Origin of the sequence: Stappia sediminis, from assembly GCF_009826895.1 — a bacterium.
In the GTDB taxonomy this organism is placed as follows: domain Bacteria; phylum Pseudomonadota; class Alphaproteobacteria; order Rhizobiales; family Stappiaceae; genus Hongsoonwoonella; species Hongsoonwoonella sediminis.
Genome location: NZ_WUMV01000007.1, coordinates 24,078 through 39,915, shown reverse-complemented (window position 1 = coordinate 39,915; position 15,838 = coordinate 24,078). Strand labels below are relative to the sequence as shown.

The 15,838-nt window shown below is 62.2% G+C and carries 16 protein-coding genes; 9 read left to right on the top strand and 7 right to left on the bottom strand.

All coding sequences use genetic code 11. The annotated features are described in order from the left end of the window. The first annotated feature begins 97 nt into the window (after nt 1–97). From GR183_RS14530 to lpxK, 6 genes are all read left to right on the top strand, one after another. Entirely contained in the window at nt 98–1,441 is a 1,344-nt protein-coding gene (locus tag GR183_RS14530; protein WP_160776387.1) for a TldD/PmbA family protein, read from the top strand. Then, nucleotides 1,428–2,222: a 3'(2'),5'-bisphosphate nucleotidase CysQ gene (locus GR183_RS14525; protein ID WP_244313760.1), complete on the top strand. Its 795-nt coding sequence runs from the start codon at nt 1,428–1,430 to the stop codon at nt 2,220–2,222. Before GR183_RS14530 ends, GR183_RS14525 begins: the two co-directional genes overlap by 14 nt. A gap of 30 nt (nt 2,223–2,252) precedes the next feature. Further along, a complete protein-coding gene (locus GR183_RS14520; protein WP_160776386.1) occupies nt 2,253–2,495 on the top strand; it encodes a DUF4170 domain-containing protein in 243 nt (80 codons plus the stop codon). Nucleotides 2,496–2,560: 65 nt separating this feature from the next. Beyond that, nucleotides 2,561–3,250, top strand: coding sequence for a lysophospholipid acyltransferase family protein (locus tag GR183_RS14515; protein WP_160776385.1), 690 nt, complete (start codon nt 2,561–2,563; stop codon nt 3,248–3,250). Beyond that, nucleotides 3,250–4,578: a 3-deoxy-D-manno-octulosonic acid transferase gene (locus GR183_RS14510; protein ID WP_160776384.1), complete on the top strand. Its 1,329-nt coding sequence runs from the start codon at nt 3,250–3,252 to the stop codon at nt 4,576–4,578. The genes GR183_RS14515 and GR183_RS14510 overlap by 1 nt, the downstream gene beginning before the upstream one ends. Continuing rightward, the gene (lpxK, locus tag GR183_RS14505; RefSeq protein WP_160776383.1) at nt 4,578–5,651 is read left to right on the top strand and encodes a tetraacyldisaccharide 4'-kinase; all 1,074 of its coding nucleotides are present in this window, start codon (nt 4,578–4,580) and stop codon (nt 5,649–5,651) included. Before GR183_RS14510 ends, lpxK begins: the two co-directional genes overlap by 1 nt. Here the strand turns inward: lpxK and GR183_RS14500 are convergent. Both GR183_RS14500 and GR183_RS14495 read right to left on the bottom strand, forming a co-directional pair. Beyond that, a complete protein-coding gene (locus GR183_RS14500) occupies nt 5,617–5,838 on the bottom strand; it encodes a DUF2093 domain-containing protein (protein ID WP_160776382.1) in 222 nt (73 codons plus the stop codon). The two genes, lpxK and GR183_RS14500, sit on opposite strands and share 35 nt — an antisense overlap. Before the next feature lie 65 nt (nt 5,839–5,903). Next, nucleotides 5,904–6,350 carry a MerR family transcriptional regulator gene (locus GR183_RS14495; protein ID WP_312846833.1) on the bottom strand — a complete coding sequence of 149 codons (447 nt, stop codon included), beginning with the start codon at nt 6,348–6,350 and terminating at the stop codon, nt 5,904–5,906. Between the two features lie 85 nt (nt 6,351–6,435). Here GR183_RS14495 and GR183_RS14490 point away from each other — a divergent pair, with 85 nt between their 5' ends. Further along, nucleotides 6,436–7,095 (top strand): cation efflux transmembrane domain-containing protein, encoded by a 660-nt coding sequence (locus GR183_RS14490; protein ID WP_160776380.1) that lies wholly within the window; start codon nt 6,436–6,438, stop codon nt 7,093–7,095. Nucleotides 7,096–7,101: 6 nt separating this feature from the next. Here GR183_RS14490 and GR183_RS14485 read toward each other — a convergent pair whose 3' ends face one another. The 5 genes from GR183_RS14485 to GR183_RS14465 all read right to left on the bottom strand — a co-directional run bounded on the left by GR183_RS14485 (nt 7,102) and on the right by GR183_RS14465 (nt 12,600). Next, entirely contained in the window at nt 7,102–8,895 is a 1,794-nt protein-coding gene (locus tag GR183_RS14485) for a monovalent cation:proton antiporter-2 (CPA2) family protein (RefSeq protein ID WP_160776379.1), read from the bottom strand. Nucleotides 8,896–9,040: 145 nt separating this feature from the next. Then, on the bottom strand, nt 9,041–9,757 hold the full coding sequence (locus GR183_RS14480) for an aldolase (RefSeq protein ID WP_160776378.1): 717 nt from the start codon (nt 9,755–9,757) through the stop codon (nt 9,041–9,043). A 101-nt stretch (nt 9,758–9,858) separates the two neighbouring features. Beyond that, complete coding sequence (locus tag GR183_RS14475; RefSeq protein WP_160776377.1) at nt 9,859–10,476, bottom strand: HAD-IA family hydrolase; 618 nt, start codon at nt 10,474–10,476, stop codon at nt 9,859–9,861. A 12-nt stretch (nt 10,477–10,488) separates the two neighbouring features. Further along, the gene (gene tldD / locus GR183_RS14470; protein WP_160776376.1) at nt 10,489–11,913 is read right to left on the bottom strand and encodes a metalloprotease TldD; all 1,425 of its coding nucleotides are present in this window, start codon (nt 11,911–11,913) and stop codon (nt 10,489–10,491) included. A gap of 195 nt (nt 11,914–12,108) precedes the next feature. Continuing rightward, a complete protein-coding gene (locus GR183_RS14465) occupies nt 12,109–12,600 on the bottom strand; it encodes an invasion associated locus B family protein (RefSeq protein WP_312846842.1) in 492 nt (163 codons plus the stop codon). Between the two features lie 603 nt (nt 12,601–13,203). Here GR183_RS14465 and coxB point away from each other — a divergent pair. Together coxB and ctaD are read left to right on the top strand one after the other, a co-directional pair. Further along, on the top strand, nt 13,204–14,145 hold the full coding sequence (coxB, locus tag GR183_RS14460) for a cytochrome c oxidase subunit II (RefSeq protein ID WP_160776374.1): 942 nt from the start codon (nt 13,204–13,206) through the stop codon (nt 14,143–14,145). A 71-nt stretch (nt 14,146–14,216) separates the two neighbouring features. After that, nucleotides 14,217–15,815 (top strand): cytochrome c oxidase subunit I, encoded by a 1,599-nt coding sequence (gene ctaD / locus GR183_RS14455; protein WP_160776373.1) that lies wholly within the window; start codon nt 14,217–14,219, stop codon nt 15,813–15,815. Nucleotides 15,816–15,838: the final 23 nt, after the last annotated feature.

Below are 15,838 nucleotides of genomic sequence, written 5' to 3'. Positions count from 1 at the left end.
AAACGGCACGGGACCGTTGATGGTTTGCGCAGACGCCTTGCCTGCGGAGCTTCGGCTACCTAAAGACGACATCAAGACACGAAGAAAGGAACGGCGCATGAGCGAACTGGTCGATCAATCGGCTCTGGAAGAGCGTGCGGGAAAGCTGGTTGAAGCTGCTCGGGCGGCAGGCGCGGATGCCGCCGACGCTGTCGCCGTTTCGGCGGTGTCGCTGTCCGTCGACGTGCGCGAAGGCAAGGTCGAGGAAAGCGAACGCGCGGAGGGCGATGATTTCACCCTTCGCGTTTTCGTCGGCAGGCGGGTGGCGAGCGTATCGGCCAACACTCTGGGCGATGCGAAGGAGCTTGCCGAACGCGCGGTCGCCATGGCCAGAGTCGCGCCGGAAGACCCTTACGCCGGGCTTGCGCCCGAAGAGGACCTTGTCCGGGACTTCCCCGTCCTCGAACTGCTTGACGGCACGCAGATGTCCGTCGAGGCGCTGACGGAGCGGGCACTTGCCGCCGAAAGCGCGGGGCTGGACGTTACAGGTGTGTCGAAATCCGGCGGCGCGAGCGCATCATGGCAGCTTGCGGGCCTCGTTCTTGCGACGAGCCATGGGTTTTCCGGCTCCTATCTCACATCGCGCCATGGGCTGTCGATGACCGCCGTCGCCGGAGAGGGCACGACGATGGAGCGCGACTACGACTACGATTTCCGCACCTTCTTCGAGGATCTCGAAAAGGCGGAGGATATCGGCAAACGCGCTGGCGAGCGGGCGGTGCGCCGGCTCAACCCGCGAAAACTTTCAAGCCGCACGTGCGACGTGCTTTACGAGCCGCGGGTGGCGCGCTCGCTGGTCGGGCATTTTTCCGGTGCCGTAAACGGAGCGGCCATCGCCCGCAAGACCAGCTTCCTGAAGGACGCGATGGGCAGCCGGGTTTTCGCCGATAATATTCGCATTACCGATGATCCGCGAAAGCCGCGCTCGCCTGCGACGCGGCCATTCGATGGCGAGGGATGCGTGGCGAAACCCTTGACCATGGTGGAGGGCGGTGTCCTGAAGCACTGGTTTCTCGATCATGCGACGGCAAGGGAAATGGGGCTCACGTCCAACGGACGGGCGCTGAGGGGAGGGGCCGGACCTTCGCCGGGGGCGACCAACCTCACGCTCCATCCCGGCGCCAGAACGCCCGAGAAAATGATGAAGGACTTTGGCGAGGGCCTTCTCGTCACCGACCTTATCGGACACGGCGTGAACGGGATAACCGGTGACTATTCGCGGGGCGCATCCGGGTTCTGGGTCGAAAACGGCGAGATCGCCTATCCGGTGAGCGAGATCACGATTGCCGGAAACCTGAAGGACATGTTCGCGCGCCTTGAGCCGGCATCGGACCTCGATGACCGCTATTCGGTGGCCGCGCCCAGCATTCTGATTACGGGGATGACCCTTGCCGGCCAGTGAAACGATGACGAGCGATCTTGAGCTTCTCGAACAGGCGGCGCGGGAAGCGGGCGATATCGCGCTCAGGTATTTCCGCCGTGATCCGAAGCGCTGGACGAAGGAAGGCGATTCCCCGGTATCGGAAGCCGATATCGCGGTCGACCGGCACCTGCACGATATGCTCACCTCAAGCCGCCCGGATTATGGCTGGCTGTCGGAAGAAACGCGCGACAACGAAAAGCGGCTTTCGCGAAGCCGCGTCTTCATCGTCGATCCGATCGACGGAACGCGTGCGTTTCTGGCCGGTACGGACGAATGGACCGTTGCCATTGCGGTCGTGGAGCGGGGGCGGCCGGTCTACGCGGCTGTCTATCGACCCGCGGGCGACGAGATGTACCTGGGTGCGCTCGGCAAGGGGGCGACGCTCAACGGGCAGCGCATAAGAGTATCCGCGCGGCAAGACCTTTCCGGCGCACGCTTCGCCGGGCCGAAATCCGTATCGAAGCACGCGGAGATAACGGAACGCGGTGTAGTCTACGCCGGTTACATCCCCTCCCTTGCCTATCGGCTTGCGATGGTTTCCGACGGACGCATCGATATCGCCTCGGCACGCGGGCGAGCGTGCGACTGGGATCTTGCGGCTTCCGATCTTTTGGTGCAGGAAGCAGGCGGCTGCCTGACGGATCTGGAGGGTGCGGCCGCCATCTACAACAAGCCCGATGTCCGCCACAAGGCCCTTGTCGCGGGTCCGTCGGCGCTGGTCGATCCGTTGCGGCCGATCCTGAAAAGCGTCATCCGGTAAGTGCGCCGAACCGAGCGATGGAGTGAACGAATGAGTGAAGCGGAAGAGCCCAAGCAGCTTTTGCATCTCGTCTTCGGCGGGGAGCTGGAAAAGGTCGACGAAATCAGGTTCCGAGACCTTGAGGATCTCGATATCGTCGGCATCTATCCGAATTACGCGAAGGCTTATGCAGCCTGGAAGGCCAAGGCGCAGGCATCCGTCGACAATGCCCACATGCGCTACTTTATCGTACACATGCACCGTCTGCTTGATCCGGAAACGGAAAACGACTGAGGTTCGGGCGCGTTGAACGCAGCACCTAATGAAGATTGCCAAGCCGGGCATCGGGATCCGTCGGCATGCTGAAAAAATTCGGCTCCTCTCCGTTCGTGCAGAATGTCGTGGGTGCCGCGCTCGCCAATTATCTTCTTGCGGTTCGCAAGACGAGCAGCTTTCAGATCGATCCGCCGGATTTCTATGAAAAGGTCCTGCCGGACCTGCCGGTGATCGTAGCCATGTGGCACGGGCAACATTTCATGATGCCTTTCGCGCGGCCGGACGGCTGGGACGTGCGGGTGATGATCTCGCGGTCCGCCGACGGAGAAATCAATGCGATTGCTGCCCGCCGCCTCGGCCTCGGCCTTATCAGGGCGTCGGGTGCGCAAAAGGCCCATCAGGTGAAGAAGCGCGGCGGCATGCGCGGCTTCATAGAAGCGATGCGGGCGCTCAGGGAAGGCGGCAGCGTTGCCCTGACCGCGGATGTGCCGAAAGGCCCGGCGCGCGTCGCGGGCCAAGGCATTGTCCAGCTCGCGAAGCATTCCGGCCGACCGATCGTTCCCATGGCAATCGCCACCAGCCGGCATATCGACCTGAATTCCTGGGACAAGGCCTCCATCAACCTGCCGTTCAGCCGGGCGGCGCTTGCCATCGGCGACATGATCCACGTCGGACGAGAGGATGACGACGAAGCGCTGGAGCGCGCACGTAGCGAAGTCGAAGAGGATTTGAACCGCACGACCGCAAGGGCCTACGAACTGGTGAAACGGTGATGGCGGGCGGGCGTCCATCGCAAGCCTCCAAGCGCCGGACCGCGCCTGAAGACATCCCTTTCGCGATTTATGAAGGGTTTGGCCGCCTTGTCGGCCCGCTGCTTTCCTTTCTGCACGGGCGCAGGGTCGCGCAGGGCAAGGAAGACCCGGGAAGGCGCGATGAACGTTTCGGCATCGCCAGTCATGCCCGCCCGGAAGGGAGCCTCGTATGGGTGCATGCGGCAAGCGTTGGCGAGACGAACGCCATTCTTCCGGTCGTCCGCGGTCTTGTGGAACTGGGCCATGCGGTGGTCCTGACAACGGGCACGATCACCTCGGCGGAAGCGGTAAGGGATCGGCTGCCGCCTGGCGCTGTCCATCAGTTCGTGCCCTATGACGCGCGGCCCGGTATCGAGCGGTTCCTGAATCATTGGCGCCCGGAACTCGCCGTCGTGGTCGAATCCGAAATCTGGCCCGCCACCATTCGATGTCTCGAAAGGAAAGGCATTCCTTTCGTCATCGCCAATGGCCGCATGTCGCCGAAATCGGCCGCGGGCTGGCTCAAGGTACCGCGATTGGCACGGCATCTGTTTGCCGGAGTGGATCTATGCCTCGCGCGGTCCGAAGAAGATGCCGGGAACTACAGGCGGGTTGGCGTGAACAATGTCGAAATTGCAGGCAATCTCAAGTTCGACGGCTCGCTGCCCGAGGCCGATCCGCAAGCGCTCGAAGGCTTCAAGGCCGCGATCGGCGGGCGGCCGGTCTGGTTCGCCGCAAGCACGCATCCGGGCGAAGAGGAGCAGGTGATCGCGGCCCACAAGATGATAGCGGTCGACCATACGAGGCTCCTGACGCTTATCGCCCCGCGCCATCCCGCGCGTGGTGATGCTGTCCGCTCGATTATCGAAGAGGCCGGTCTTGCCGTGGCACAGCGCAGCCGAAACGAACCCTTGTCGGGCGATACGGACATCTATCTGGCGGATACCATCGGTGAGATGGGACTTTTCTACCGTCTTGCGCCAGTGGTCTTCATGGGCGCTTCACTTATGCCGCTCGGCGGCCACAATCCGCTGGAACCGGCGCAATGCGGCGCGGCCATCCTCACCGGCCCGAGTTTCCCCGACCAGAAGGACGTGTATGATCGGCTGATTGCCGAAAGAGGGGCAGTGGTCGTGAACGGGCCTGACGAACTTGCGCGCGAAGTCTCTCATCTGATCCACGAACCCGAAGACGCCAGCAAACGGGGCGCGGCTGCCGAGCGCGTCGCCCTTGAGGGCAAGGGCGCTGTGAAACGCACCCTAGAGGCCCTGCGGCCTTTTCTGAGGCGAACCGAGGCCGAGCACCGATGATGAGGGGGCTCAGTAAGGCGCCTTCGTTCTGGTGGCGCCCCCGGCCGGACTGGAAAGCCTTGTTGCTTTGGCCTTTCGGCGCGATCTACGGGGCGATAACGGCGCGACGAATGCTGAAGCGTTCCGGCGGCTCGGTGCCCGTCCCGGTCGTCTGTGTCGGCAATTTCGTGGCAGGCGGCGCCGGCAAGACGCCCTTCAGCCTCGCATTGGCGGCAGAACTGGCGGGCCATGGATATTCCCCCGTTTTCTTGCTGCGCGGCTATGGAGGCAGATTCAAGGGGCCGGTTCTTGTCGACAGGAGGATCCATTCCGCCCTGGATGTTGGCGACGAAGCCCTGCTTCTGGCGAAGCAGGGACCGACTGTCGTCTCCCGCGACAGGCTTGCGGGCGCCGCGTTCGCCGCAAGCCATGGCGACATCGTCATCATGGACGACGGATTTCAGAACCCGAGCCTTCGAAAGGATTTTTCGATCGTGCTTGTCGATGCGGCAACAGGCACCGGCAATGGTTTCTGCTTGCCCGCCGGACCGCTGCGTGCGCCATTGCGCCGGCAGATCGTGGCTGCATCCGCGCTTGCGGTGATTGGCGAGGGGGAAGCCGCGAAACCTGCGGTGCGCCTTGCTTCACGCAAGGGATTGCCGCTCTTTCATGCGCGCCTTGAAACGAAGCCCGACCCGGAGTTGGAAGGCGCGCGGGTTCTCGCCTTCGCCGGAATTGGGCGGCCGCGAAAGTTTTTCGAAAGCCTTCGCGCACTCGGTGCGGAAATCGCTGTCGAAAAGCCGTTTCCCGACCATCACCCCTATTCTCATGCCGAGGCCGAAGCGCTGCTGACAGAGGCGGACGACAAGGGACTGCTGCTTGTGACGACCGCCAAGGACATGGCGCGGATCCAGTCGCTTGATGGCGAATTTGCGCGTTGGCTCGCAGGCCGTGCGCGGGTCCTCAATGTTGAAATGCGGATTGAGGAAGCCGACAGGTTGTGTGAGCGTATAGAAGAGGCCGCGCGTCGAAAAACTCTGAACACCTCGCGGCCAGGGTTCAGGCGTTCCGGTGGCACTCCTGGTAGCGCTTGAGGGCCGAGGCCGCATCCACATAGGCTTCCTGGCGCGAAACGCTCCAGTATTTCAGTTCGTCAATCGGAATGGCCTGACCGGTTACGGCGCATCGCACGAAAGTACCGGGCGATTCGATCTGAAAATCGCCATCCAGATAGCGAATGCGGGCCTCGCTTGGCATTCGGGGCTTTTCGAAACGGTTCATCTTCTGCGCCAGCCGATTTGAAACAACTATCCGGTAGATAACGCTTCGGCGCAGGAATTACCAGCTTACGCGCCCGTCCCGCCGTCTTTTCCCGATGCCGGGAGGTTCTGCGACGGCCCGAGCGCCTCGAGGATGCGGCAGGACGTGACGCTCTCTCCATCGCAGCGGTCTATCATACGAGAGAGCGTTTCGCGCAAGGCGCAAAGCTGCTCGATCCGTCGGTCGACAAGCTGAAGCTGCTCACGGGCGATCCGGTCCACCGGGCCGCAGGAAGCGTCTTCCTCTTTCGACAGGCGCAGGAGTTCGCCGATCGCGTCGAGCGCAAAGCCCATTTCCCGTGCATGGCGGATAAACGCCAGGCGGTCGCGGTGAAGCCTGCCATAGCGGCGTTGCCCACCTTCCGTGCGCGGCGGGGCGGGGAGCAATCCCCGGCTTTCGTAATAACGCACGGTCTGTACGCTCGTCCCCGTTTCCCGGGCGAGAATGCCGATACCGACGAGATTATCGATCACGAAATTCATCCTTGAACCTACAACCACTATAGGGAATAGGGTCGTGGAAACCGGATTTCAAGGCTTCAGGAGTAAACCGCCTTTCATGTCAGGCCATTGCTGCTCTTCCGACGTTCGTTTTGACGGTGTGAGCCGCGCTTACAAGCGCGCGTTGCTTGCCGTGATCGCCATTAACGGCGCCATGTTCGTCACCGAGCTTGCCGGTAGTGCGGCGGCGGGGTCGCAGGCGCTGCAGGCCGACTCGCTCGATTTTCTGGGCGATACGATGACCTATGCGATCAGCCTTGCCGTGATCGGAAAGTCGATACGTGTTCGCTCGACCGCGGCGATCGCGAAAGGGATTTCCTTGAGCCTGATGGCCGCGTTCGTCTTCGGCGCGACGATATGGCGGGTCTTCTGCCTCGGTTTTCCCAGCGCCCCCATCATGGGCAGCATCGGAATGCTGGCGCTTGCCGCCAACCTCGCAAGCGTGCTGATCCTGCTCAGGTACCGGGATGGAGATGCGAACGTGCGCTCCGTCTGGCTTTGCAGCCGCAACGACGCGATAGGCAATGTCGTCGTTGTCGCTGCGGCAGGCGGCGTCTTTGCGACGCAGACCGGCTGGCCGGACGTGTTGGTGGCGGGTTTGATGGCGGGGCTTTTCCTCTGGTCTTCCGTCTCGATCCTGCGGCAGGCATTCGAGGAGTGGAGAACGGGCGGCAACACTGCCGACGTCGCTGTGCCGGAACATGGCCACAGCCACTGAGGGGGGCTATTCGCCTGCTTCGCGCTGATTACCCGTTGTCGTGCCGCGTGAGCGGGGAGTGACCTGGTGCAGCTTGTCGGAGCCGGCGAACATGCCTTCGCGCATCTGCAGTTCCAGCCGTTCCTCGTCGCGCCGGCGCACGTCCGCTTCGATCTCCAGTATGCGGTCATGGTCGATCCCGAGTTCTTCAAGAGCGGCACGGCTGAAGGCAACGCCTGATTCGAAGGTCTCGCGGATCTGGTAGTCGACGCCCATACGCTTGAGGTCGAGTGCGTGAGCGCGATCCGTCGCGCGGCAAAAGAGCTTGGCGTCGGGAAAGCGGGCACGAATGAGTTCGATCGCTTTCGCCATGACCTGGTCGTTTTCGATGCATAGCGCGATCAGGACTGCATCCTCGCCCCCGGCGGCCGCGAGGACGTCGGGGCGCGTCGCATCGCCGTAAAACACCTTGTAGCCGAGCTTGCGGGCATAGGCGATGCGTTCCGGCTTCATGTCGATCGCCGTGATCGTGATGTCCTCGGAAGTCAGCATCTGCGCCACCACCATGCCGAAGCGCCCGAAGCCGACGACAAGCACAGTCGGGTTCGCCGCGCTGAACTCCTCGATGAAATCCGTCTCCACCCCGCGTTTTTGCAGCCGGGCGGCAATCATGTCGTGGCCGGCGCAGGCAAGCGGGGTGAGAAGCATCGTCAGGATCACGACCGAAATCAGCAACATTGCCGAAGATTGGGCGAGGACCTCGGCCGAAATCGCCGCCGTGAAGAGCACGAAAGCAAATTCGCCGCCCTGCGGGAGGGTAACGGCGATCTTGAGAGCATCGGAATTGGAGGAGCCGAAAATACGCGCCAGCACCCACAAGAGCACGCCTTTCACGGCCATGACGAGAATGACGCCGAACCCGACCAGCAGCCAGTTTTCCGCAACGAGGCGAAGGTCGAGCGCCATGCCTATGGCGATGAAGAAAAGCCCCATGAGGAGCGAGCGGAAAGGCTCGATATCCGCCTCGAGCGTGTGGCGGAAGCTGGATTCAGCCAGCATGACGCCCGCCAGGAACGCGCCAAGCGCCATCGACAGGCCGGCGGCATGCATGATGCCGGCACTTCCCAGGGCAACGAGAAGGGCCGCCGTCAGCATGACTTCTCTCGCCCGGGAGGCGGCGAGAAACGAAAAGAAGGGCGTAAGCAGGTAACGCCCTGCAACGATCACCGCCGCGACGGCGGCAATCGTGGTGCCAAGCTGACGGAGGACCTCGTTCGTCGACGACGGCCCGATAGACGGTGCAAGGATCGGAATCAGCGCCAGGAGCGGAACGATCGCCATGTCCTGCAGGAGCAGGATGCCGAAAGAGCGTTGGCCATAGGCTGTCGACAGTTGCCCGCGCTCTTGCAGAATCTGCAGCGCGAATGCGGTGGAGGAAAGGGCGAGGCCGAAGCCTGCGATTATCGCCGGGCTGCGGGAATAGCCCGCCATAAGCAGGATACCGGTCAGTACAGCCCCGCTCGCCAGCACCTGACATGTGCCGAGGCCGAAAATATCGCCCTTCATGCGCCACAGGCGCGCGGGCTCAAGCTCAAGCCCGATGACAAAAAGCAGCAGGACGACACCGAGTTCGGCGACATGCAGGATTTCCTGCGGATCGCTGATGAGATCGAGCACGAAGGGGCCGATCGCGATGCCGGCGGCAAGAAAACCGACGACGGAGCCAAGGCCGAGCCGCTTGGCAAGCGGTACGGCGACAACGGCGGCGGCCAGGATGAGAATCGCTTCGCCGAAGAAGGGAGGTGCCGATTCCGTGGCCAATTCAACCTCTGAGCCTGTTAACTGCTTCTCCGCCAAGCTTAGCCTGAACGCCGCGGAGGCTCCACCGGCCGCATCCGGGTGCTGAACCGGAAAGGCGAAGTGAAGTGTAATGCAAACGATGGCAGTTTCGGTCGTCCTGTTTCCGTCAAAGGCCGATTACACGCCGCATCGCGTTGAAATGGGCGATCGCCTGCACTTCGAAAACCTGCATGAACTGGCGCGAGGTCTCGCGCACGACGTCGTCGGGAATGATCTTGAGCGACTTGCCCGTCGATTGGGCCAGAACCTGCTGGCGGGCGGCGCGCTCAAGATAATAGAGGTCGTCGAAAGCGTGGGCGACGCTCGGGCCGCCGACCACCACACCGTGATTGGCGAGGAAGATGATATCCGCATTCGGGTCCTGCTTGGCCTGTTCGGCGATGCGTTGTCCTTCTTCCTCATCGAGCGCGATGCCCCCGAACTGGTCGTCATAGGCTATGCGTGCGAAATACCGGCAAGCGGTCTGATGTGCCATTTCCAGGCGGCCGTTGTCCAGCATCGTGAGGGCCGTGGCATAGGGCATATGCGTGTGCAGGATGCAAAGGTGGCGCGGGTTGGCGCGGTGGCTTGCGATATGGATGTTGCGGGCCGTGGCCTCCACTTCGCCTTCGCCTTCAAGCACCGTTCCCTCGCCGTCGATCAGCATGAGATCTTCAGGTTGCATCTGCGACCAGTGAATGCCGTACGGATTGATCAGATAGCGTTCCTCGCCGCCGGGTATCGCGACGGAGAAATGGTTGCAGATGCCTTCGTTCAGGTCGAAGTGGGCGGCAAGCCGCAGAACCGCGGCCAGTTCACGCCGGTACTCGGCGACATTCGCCATCGGGCGCCTCCGGGTATTGTCATATGAATTCGAACCAAGATGTAATCCATGACCGGATCAAGGGAAAGGGCGCAAGCCCTCAGGCGCGTTTTCCTCGAACTCTACAAGATGCCGTGGTCCTTGAGCGTTACCCTCAACGCGGCAGCATCCCTGAAGAGATGCGCATGCATGCCGGCATCTTCGGCGCTTTTCACGTTCTTCTCGCTGTCGTCGATGAAAAGCGTTTCGCGAGGGTCGTGTCCGTATCGCTCGCAGACACGTGCGTAAAGCTCCGGCGTCGGTTTGCGCGCGCCGAACTCCGCCGAAACATGCGCGTTCTCGCCGAAGATATCGAAGGCTTCGGGCGCGCAAACCGGAAAGGCTTCCTTCAGCATGATGCCGTTGTTGGTAAGGAGGATCGTGTCGACCAATTCAACGACTTCGCTGGCGATCGCAAGAATTTGCGGCTTGGGGCGCATCATGGCCTTGAGTATGCCGGTCCATGCGTCCCGGTCGATCTCATGATCAAGGAGGCGGCTCATCTCGGCGAGATAAGCGTCGCCATTGTCGGGATCGCCGGCTTCCGCCCGTTCCTCGAAGTCGGAGTGGTACAAGATACCGTCGATTTCGCTAGCCGGACGGCCCGTCAGGCGGGCAAGGGCCTCGAGCCTGACCTGCGTATCCCAATCATAGAGAACGCCAGCCATATCGAAGATGACGAAGGCGATCTGCGAAGCCATCGCCACTATCCCTTAAAGCGCAGTGCCGCCAATAGTCATGGCGTTGATGCGCAGCGTCGGCTGGCCGACGCCGACGGGGACGCCCTGACCTTGCTTGCCGCAGGTGCCGATGCCAGGATCGAGCTTCATGTCGTTGCCGATCATTTCCACGCGGGTTAGCGCATCCGGCCCGTTGCCGATAAGCATTGCTCCCTTGATCGGCGCGCCGACCTTGCCGTTTTCTATCCTGTAGGCTTCCGTGCAGGAGAAGACGAACTTGCCGGAGGTAATATCCACCTGGCCGCCGCCGAAGGAGACGGCGTAGATGCCGTCTTTCACGCTCGCCAGAATCTCATCGGGTCCATGCTCGCCTGCAAGCATGATGGTGTTCGTCATTCGCGGCATCGGAATATGCGCGAAGGATTGTCTGCGTCCGTTCCCGGTTGGCTTCATGCCCATCAGGCGCGCGTTCTGCCTGTCCTGCATGTAGCCGGTCAGGATGCCGTCCTCGATGAGAACCGTGCGGTTCGTCGGCGTTCCCTCATCGTCGATGGTAAGCGACCCGCGCCGATCCTCGATGGTGCCGTCATCGACGATGGTGACGCCCCTGGAAGCCACGCGCTCGCCCATCAGCCCCGCGAATGCGGACGTTTTCTTGCGGTTGAAATCACCCTCAAGGCCATGGCCGACCGCCTCATGCAAGAGAATGCCGGGCCAGCCCGCCCCCAGAACGACATCGAATGCGCCAGCGGGAGCCGGTATCGCTTCCAGATTGACCAGCGCCTGTCGCAGCGCTTCGTCCACCGCGGCCTGCCAGCGACCGGTGGCGATGAATTCGCCATAGCCCGCACGGCCGCCGAAGCCGTAAGAGCCCGATTCCTGCCGGTCGCCGTCACCGGCGACGACGGAGACATTGAAACGGACGAGGGGACGGATGTCGCGCACGCGGTGTCCGTCGGCGCGCAGGATGTCTACGACCTGCCAGCTTCCGGCAAGGGATACGCTGACCTGGCGCACCCTCGCATCACGCGCCCGGGCATAGGCGTCGACTTCCTGAAGCAGGCGCAGCTTTTCCTCGAAAGCGGGAGAGCCAAGGGGGTTTTCATCGCTGTAGAGACGGGCGTTCGTGCGCTGCGGCGCTGCGGCGTAGCTGCCGCTGTGGCCGGAAGAAACCGCCGAAACGGCTTCCGCCGCGCGTTTGAGGGCGGCTTCGGAAATATCGCCGGAATGAGCATAGCCGGCCGCCTCGCCCTTGACCGCGCGAAGGCCGAAGCCCTGGCTGGTATCGAAATTGGCGGCCTTGAGCCGGCCATTGTCGAAAACGAGGCTCTCCGACTGCTTGTACTCCAGGAAAAGCTCGCCGTCGTCCGCACCTTCGAGCGCATTGGCGGTGATCGAACGTGCGGTCTCTTCCTTGAGGCCGCTTTTTTCAAGGATGTCGTGGACGGAATCGCTCATTTCACTTCTCTCGCAAGGAGGCGCCTTTGTTTTACATTCCATCGGCGCAAGTCATCCAGGTGGACGCATTTGAAGATAGGGGCGTTGGGTGGCATTGCCCACCCGAACGTGGTGGACGAAGCGGTTCAGGCATTGAAAAGGCCGCCTGGCGGGTGGTGCCGGCGGCCTTCCTGCGCACCCGGAGGCGACAAGGCCTCAGGGCAGGGCGGCAAAGCCATCCTTGAAGCCTTTCAGCGAAATCGGGATGCCGATCCCTTCCTCGGGCGTCTGAAAGATGATGAATGTGGCAAGGTCGCCGCCTTCAAGTTTCGCAACAAGGTCCTTTTGCAGGATCACCTCCGCAATACAGCCTGTCGGCAGGCAGCGCACGAAGCCTGCCCGTCCAATGTCCGCATCGTCAACGCGAAGTCCGAGGCCGGAGGGAAGCAGGACGCCGAGCGGTGCAAGAACCCGCAGGATATGGGTCTCCTGATCCGCCGTCTTCAACACGATAACGGACAGGCCGACATTCTCCCGGTCCTCCGCCGTCACGTTCTGGATCAGCGCGCATTGCTCGCCCTGGGAGCCGGGGGGCGTGTCGCACCGCATCTGCCAATCGCCGTGGACAGCGCGAACTTCGCCCTGCGCGTGGGCGGGAAGCTTGGCCGTGCCTACGATTGCGGAGAGCGCGACGAGGCCGCTCGCGATAACGCGGACTAACGGGATACGGCCTTTCGGTGCTTTGACCGGGCTTGAATTTCTGGAGGGCACAGGCTCTTCTCCGTTGTGGAAGCATCCGGCGCGTGCAAACCGGCGGATTCGCACTCGGCCGTTCGTAACTCTAATCGCCCCTTGATTCGGCAGCGTGCACTATCGATGCGCCTTTTTCGACCTTCGCAGCGCCTATTTCAAGGCGAATTCGCACTTTCCGGCGCTGACCGGGAGGTAGAAAGGGCATCCCGCAGCGAAAACGCAAGGTGGCCACGCCGCTCGCACTCGCTTATCCTTGTCTTTTGCAAGAATTCCGTCCAAAGGACGTAATGAACATGAATTTCGGCCGTCGCGTCGAATAGACCGTTGCGGTTCTTCGTGGCTTGTGGTTTTTCAGGCGCGAAAATGACCTTGGTCAAGCATCGGATGCGGCGTTTCGCCGCTGTGCAAGCTCAAGGTCGTGCGGTATCAGCCGGAGTGGGTAATATACTGCGGCGAAATTGCGGCCACGCCGAACGGTCCGATCAGACGGTCCCGGGCAGGGCGGAGGCCGATATCCGGCGTGGCAAATTCGAACGACAGACCAGGCCGGTCGGGCCGATGGGTCAGGAAGGGAGCGTAGACGTGACGAAACTGGTCAAACGTCTCATTGCGGGGGCTGCCGGCATCGCGGGCCTCGCCGGGCAGGCGGCCGCATCGGAGCCGTTGCCGTGGCAGACAGGACTTCAGCCCGCCGCAACGGGCGTCATGGCGGATATCCGCTGGTTCAATAGCTTCACGCTGGTGATCATCACTTTGATTACGCTTCTGGTGCTGGGCCTGCTGATTGCCTGCATCGTACGTTTCAACCACCGCTCGAATCCGAAGGCGTCGCGCACGTCGCACAACACTCTGGTGGAGGTCGTGTGGACGGTGGTGCCGATCCTCATCCTCGTCGTGATCGCGGTTCCCTCCTTCCGGCTCCTGTTCAAGCAGCTCGAGATTCCGGAATACGACATGACGGTCAAGGCGACCGGATATCAGTGGTACTGGGGTTACGAGTACACCGACGAGAACATGAACGGCCTGTCGTTCGACGCCTATCTCGTGGAAGACGGGGACCGCCAGGCTTTCGCGGAAGAGCATGGCGTGCAGGTTTCCGCCGTGCCGCGCCTGCTCGCGACCGACAACGAGGTCGTGGTTCCGGTAAACAAGACGGTACGCGTTCAGGTCACGGCCGCGGACGTTCTGCATTCCTTCGCCATGCCAGCGTTCGGCGTGAAAGTGGATGCGGTGCCGGGCCGCCTCAACGAAACATGGTTCCGTGCCGAGAAAACCGGCATCTACTATGGACAGTGTTCGGAGCTTTGCGGCATCCGCCACGCCTTCATGCCGATCGCCATTCGTGTCGTCACGGAAGAGCAGTTCGCCGCTTGGGCCGAAGCCGCACAGGACGACCTCGAGCAGGCGAACAAGCAACTTTACGCGGCGATCGCCGATGGCAAGGCGGCGAAGGCCGCCGAGGCCGAGGGCGCCGGCGGCATCACGGTCGCCAACCGCTGACGCAATTCGGGATTTGAGGGCGGCGGCCCGTTCTGCCGCCCGATCGAGGAATCGAACCAGGGAGTTCATTCATGGCCACTGCGACCGATACGCATGGCGCGCATGACCATCCGACGGGATGGGTGCGCTGGGTCTATTCGACCAACCACAAGGACATCGGCATCCTTTACCTTTGCTTCGCGATCTGCGCGGGCATCATCGGCGGTATCCTGTCCATCGGCATCCGCATGGAACTGCAGCAGCCGGGAATGCAGATCTTTTCCGATCCGCATGTCTTCAACGTCTTCACGACGGCCCACGGCCTGATCATGATCTTCTTCATGGTGATGCCGGCGCTTATCGGCGGCTTCGCCAACTTCTTCGTGCCGCTCATGATCGGTGCGCCGGACATGGCGTTCCCGCGCATGAACAACATCTCGTTCTGGCTGCTTCCGCCGGCCTTCCTGCTTCTCCTGCTATCGTTGTTCGTAGAAGGGCCTCCGGGCGGCAACGGCGTGGGCGGCGGCTGGACGGTCTATCCTCCGCTTTCGACTTCCGGTCAGCCCGGCCCGGCGATGGATCTGGCGATCCTTTCGCTGCATATCGCCGGCGCGTCGTCGATCCTCGGCGCGATCAACTTCATCACCACGATCTTCAATATGCGCGCACCCGGCATGACGCTGCACAAGATGCCGCTTTATGCCTGGTCCGTGCTGGTCACGGCGTTTCTGCTGGTCCTCTCGCTGCCGGTGCTTGCCGGCGGTATCACCATGCTGCTGACCGACCGCAATTTCGGCACGACGTTCTTCGATCCTGCCGGCGGCGGTGACCCGATCCTGTTCCAGCACCTGTTCTGGTTCTTCGGTCATCCGGAAGTGTACATCCTGATCCTGCCGGCCTTCGGCATCGTCAGCCACATCATCTCCACCTTCTCCAAGAAGCCGGTGTTCGGCTACCTGGGCATGGCCTACGCCATGGTCGCGATCGGCGTCGTCGGCTTCATCGTGTGGGCGCACCACATGTTCACCGTCGGCCTCGACGTGAAGACGCAGGCGTATTTCGTCGCCGCGACGATGGTGATCGCTGTGCCGACGGGTGTGAAGATCTTCTCCTGGATCGCGACGATGTGGGGCGGCTCGATCGAGTTCCGCACACCGATGCTCTGGGCGATCGGCTTCATCTTCCTGTTCACCGTCGGTGGCGTCACGGGCGTGCAGCTTGCCAACGCCGGCCTCGACCGTGCGCTGCACGACACCTATTACGTGGTGGCGCACTTCCACTATGTGCTCTCGCTGGGTGCGGTGTTCGGCATCTTCGCCGGCTGGTACTACTGGTTCCCGAAAATGTCGGGCTATATGTACAATCCGCTGGTCGCCCGCATCCACTTCTGGGTCACCTTCGTGGGCGTGAACCTGGTCTTCTTCCCGCAGCATTTCCTGGGTCTCGCCGGCATGCCACGCCGCTATGCCGACTACCCGGATGCATTCGCGGGCTGGAACGCCGTGTCGTCCTACGGCTCCTACATTTCCGCGTTCGGCGTCCTGATCTTCCTGTACGGGATTTTCGAGGCTTTCTCCAAGAAGCGGGTCGCGGGCGACAATCCTTGGGGCGAAGGTGCGACGACGCTGGAATGGACGCTGCCTTCGCCGCCGCCGTTCCACCAGTACGAAACGCTCCCGCGCATCAAGTAAGCCGCGGTTGCGCAACAACACGG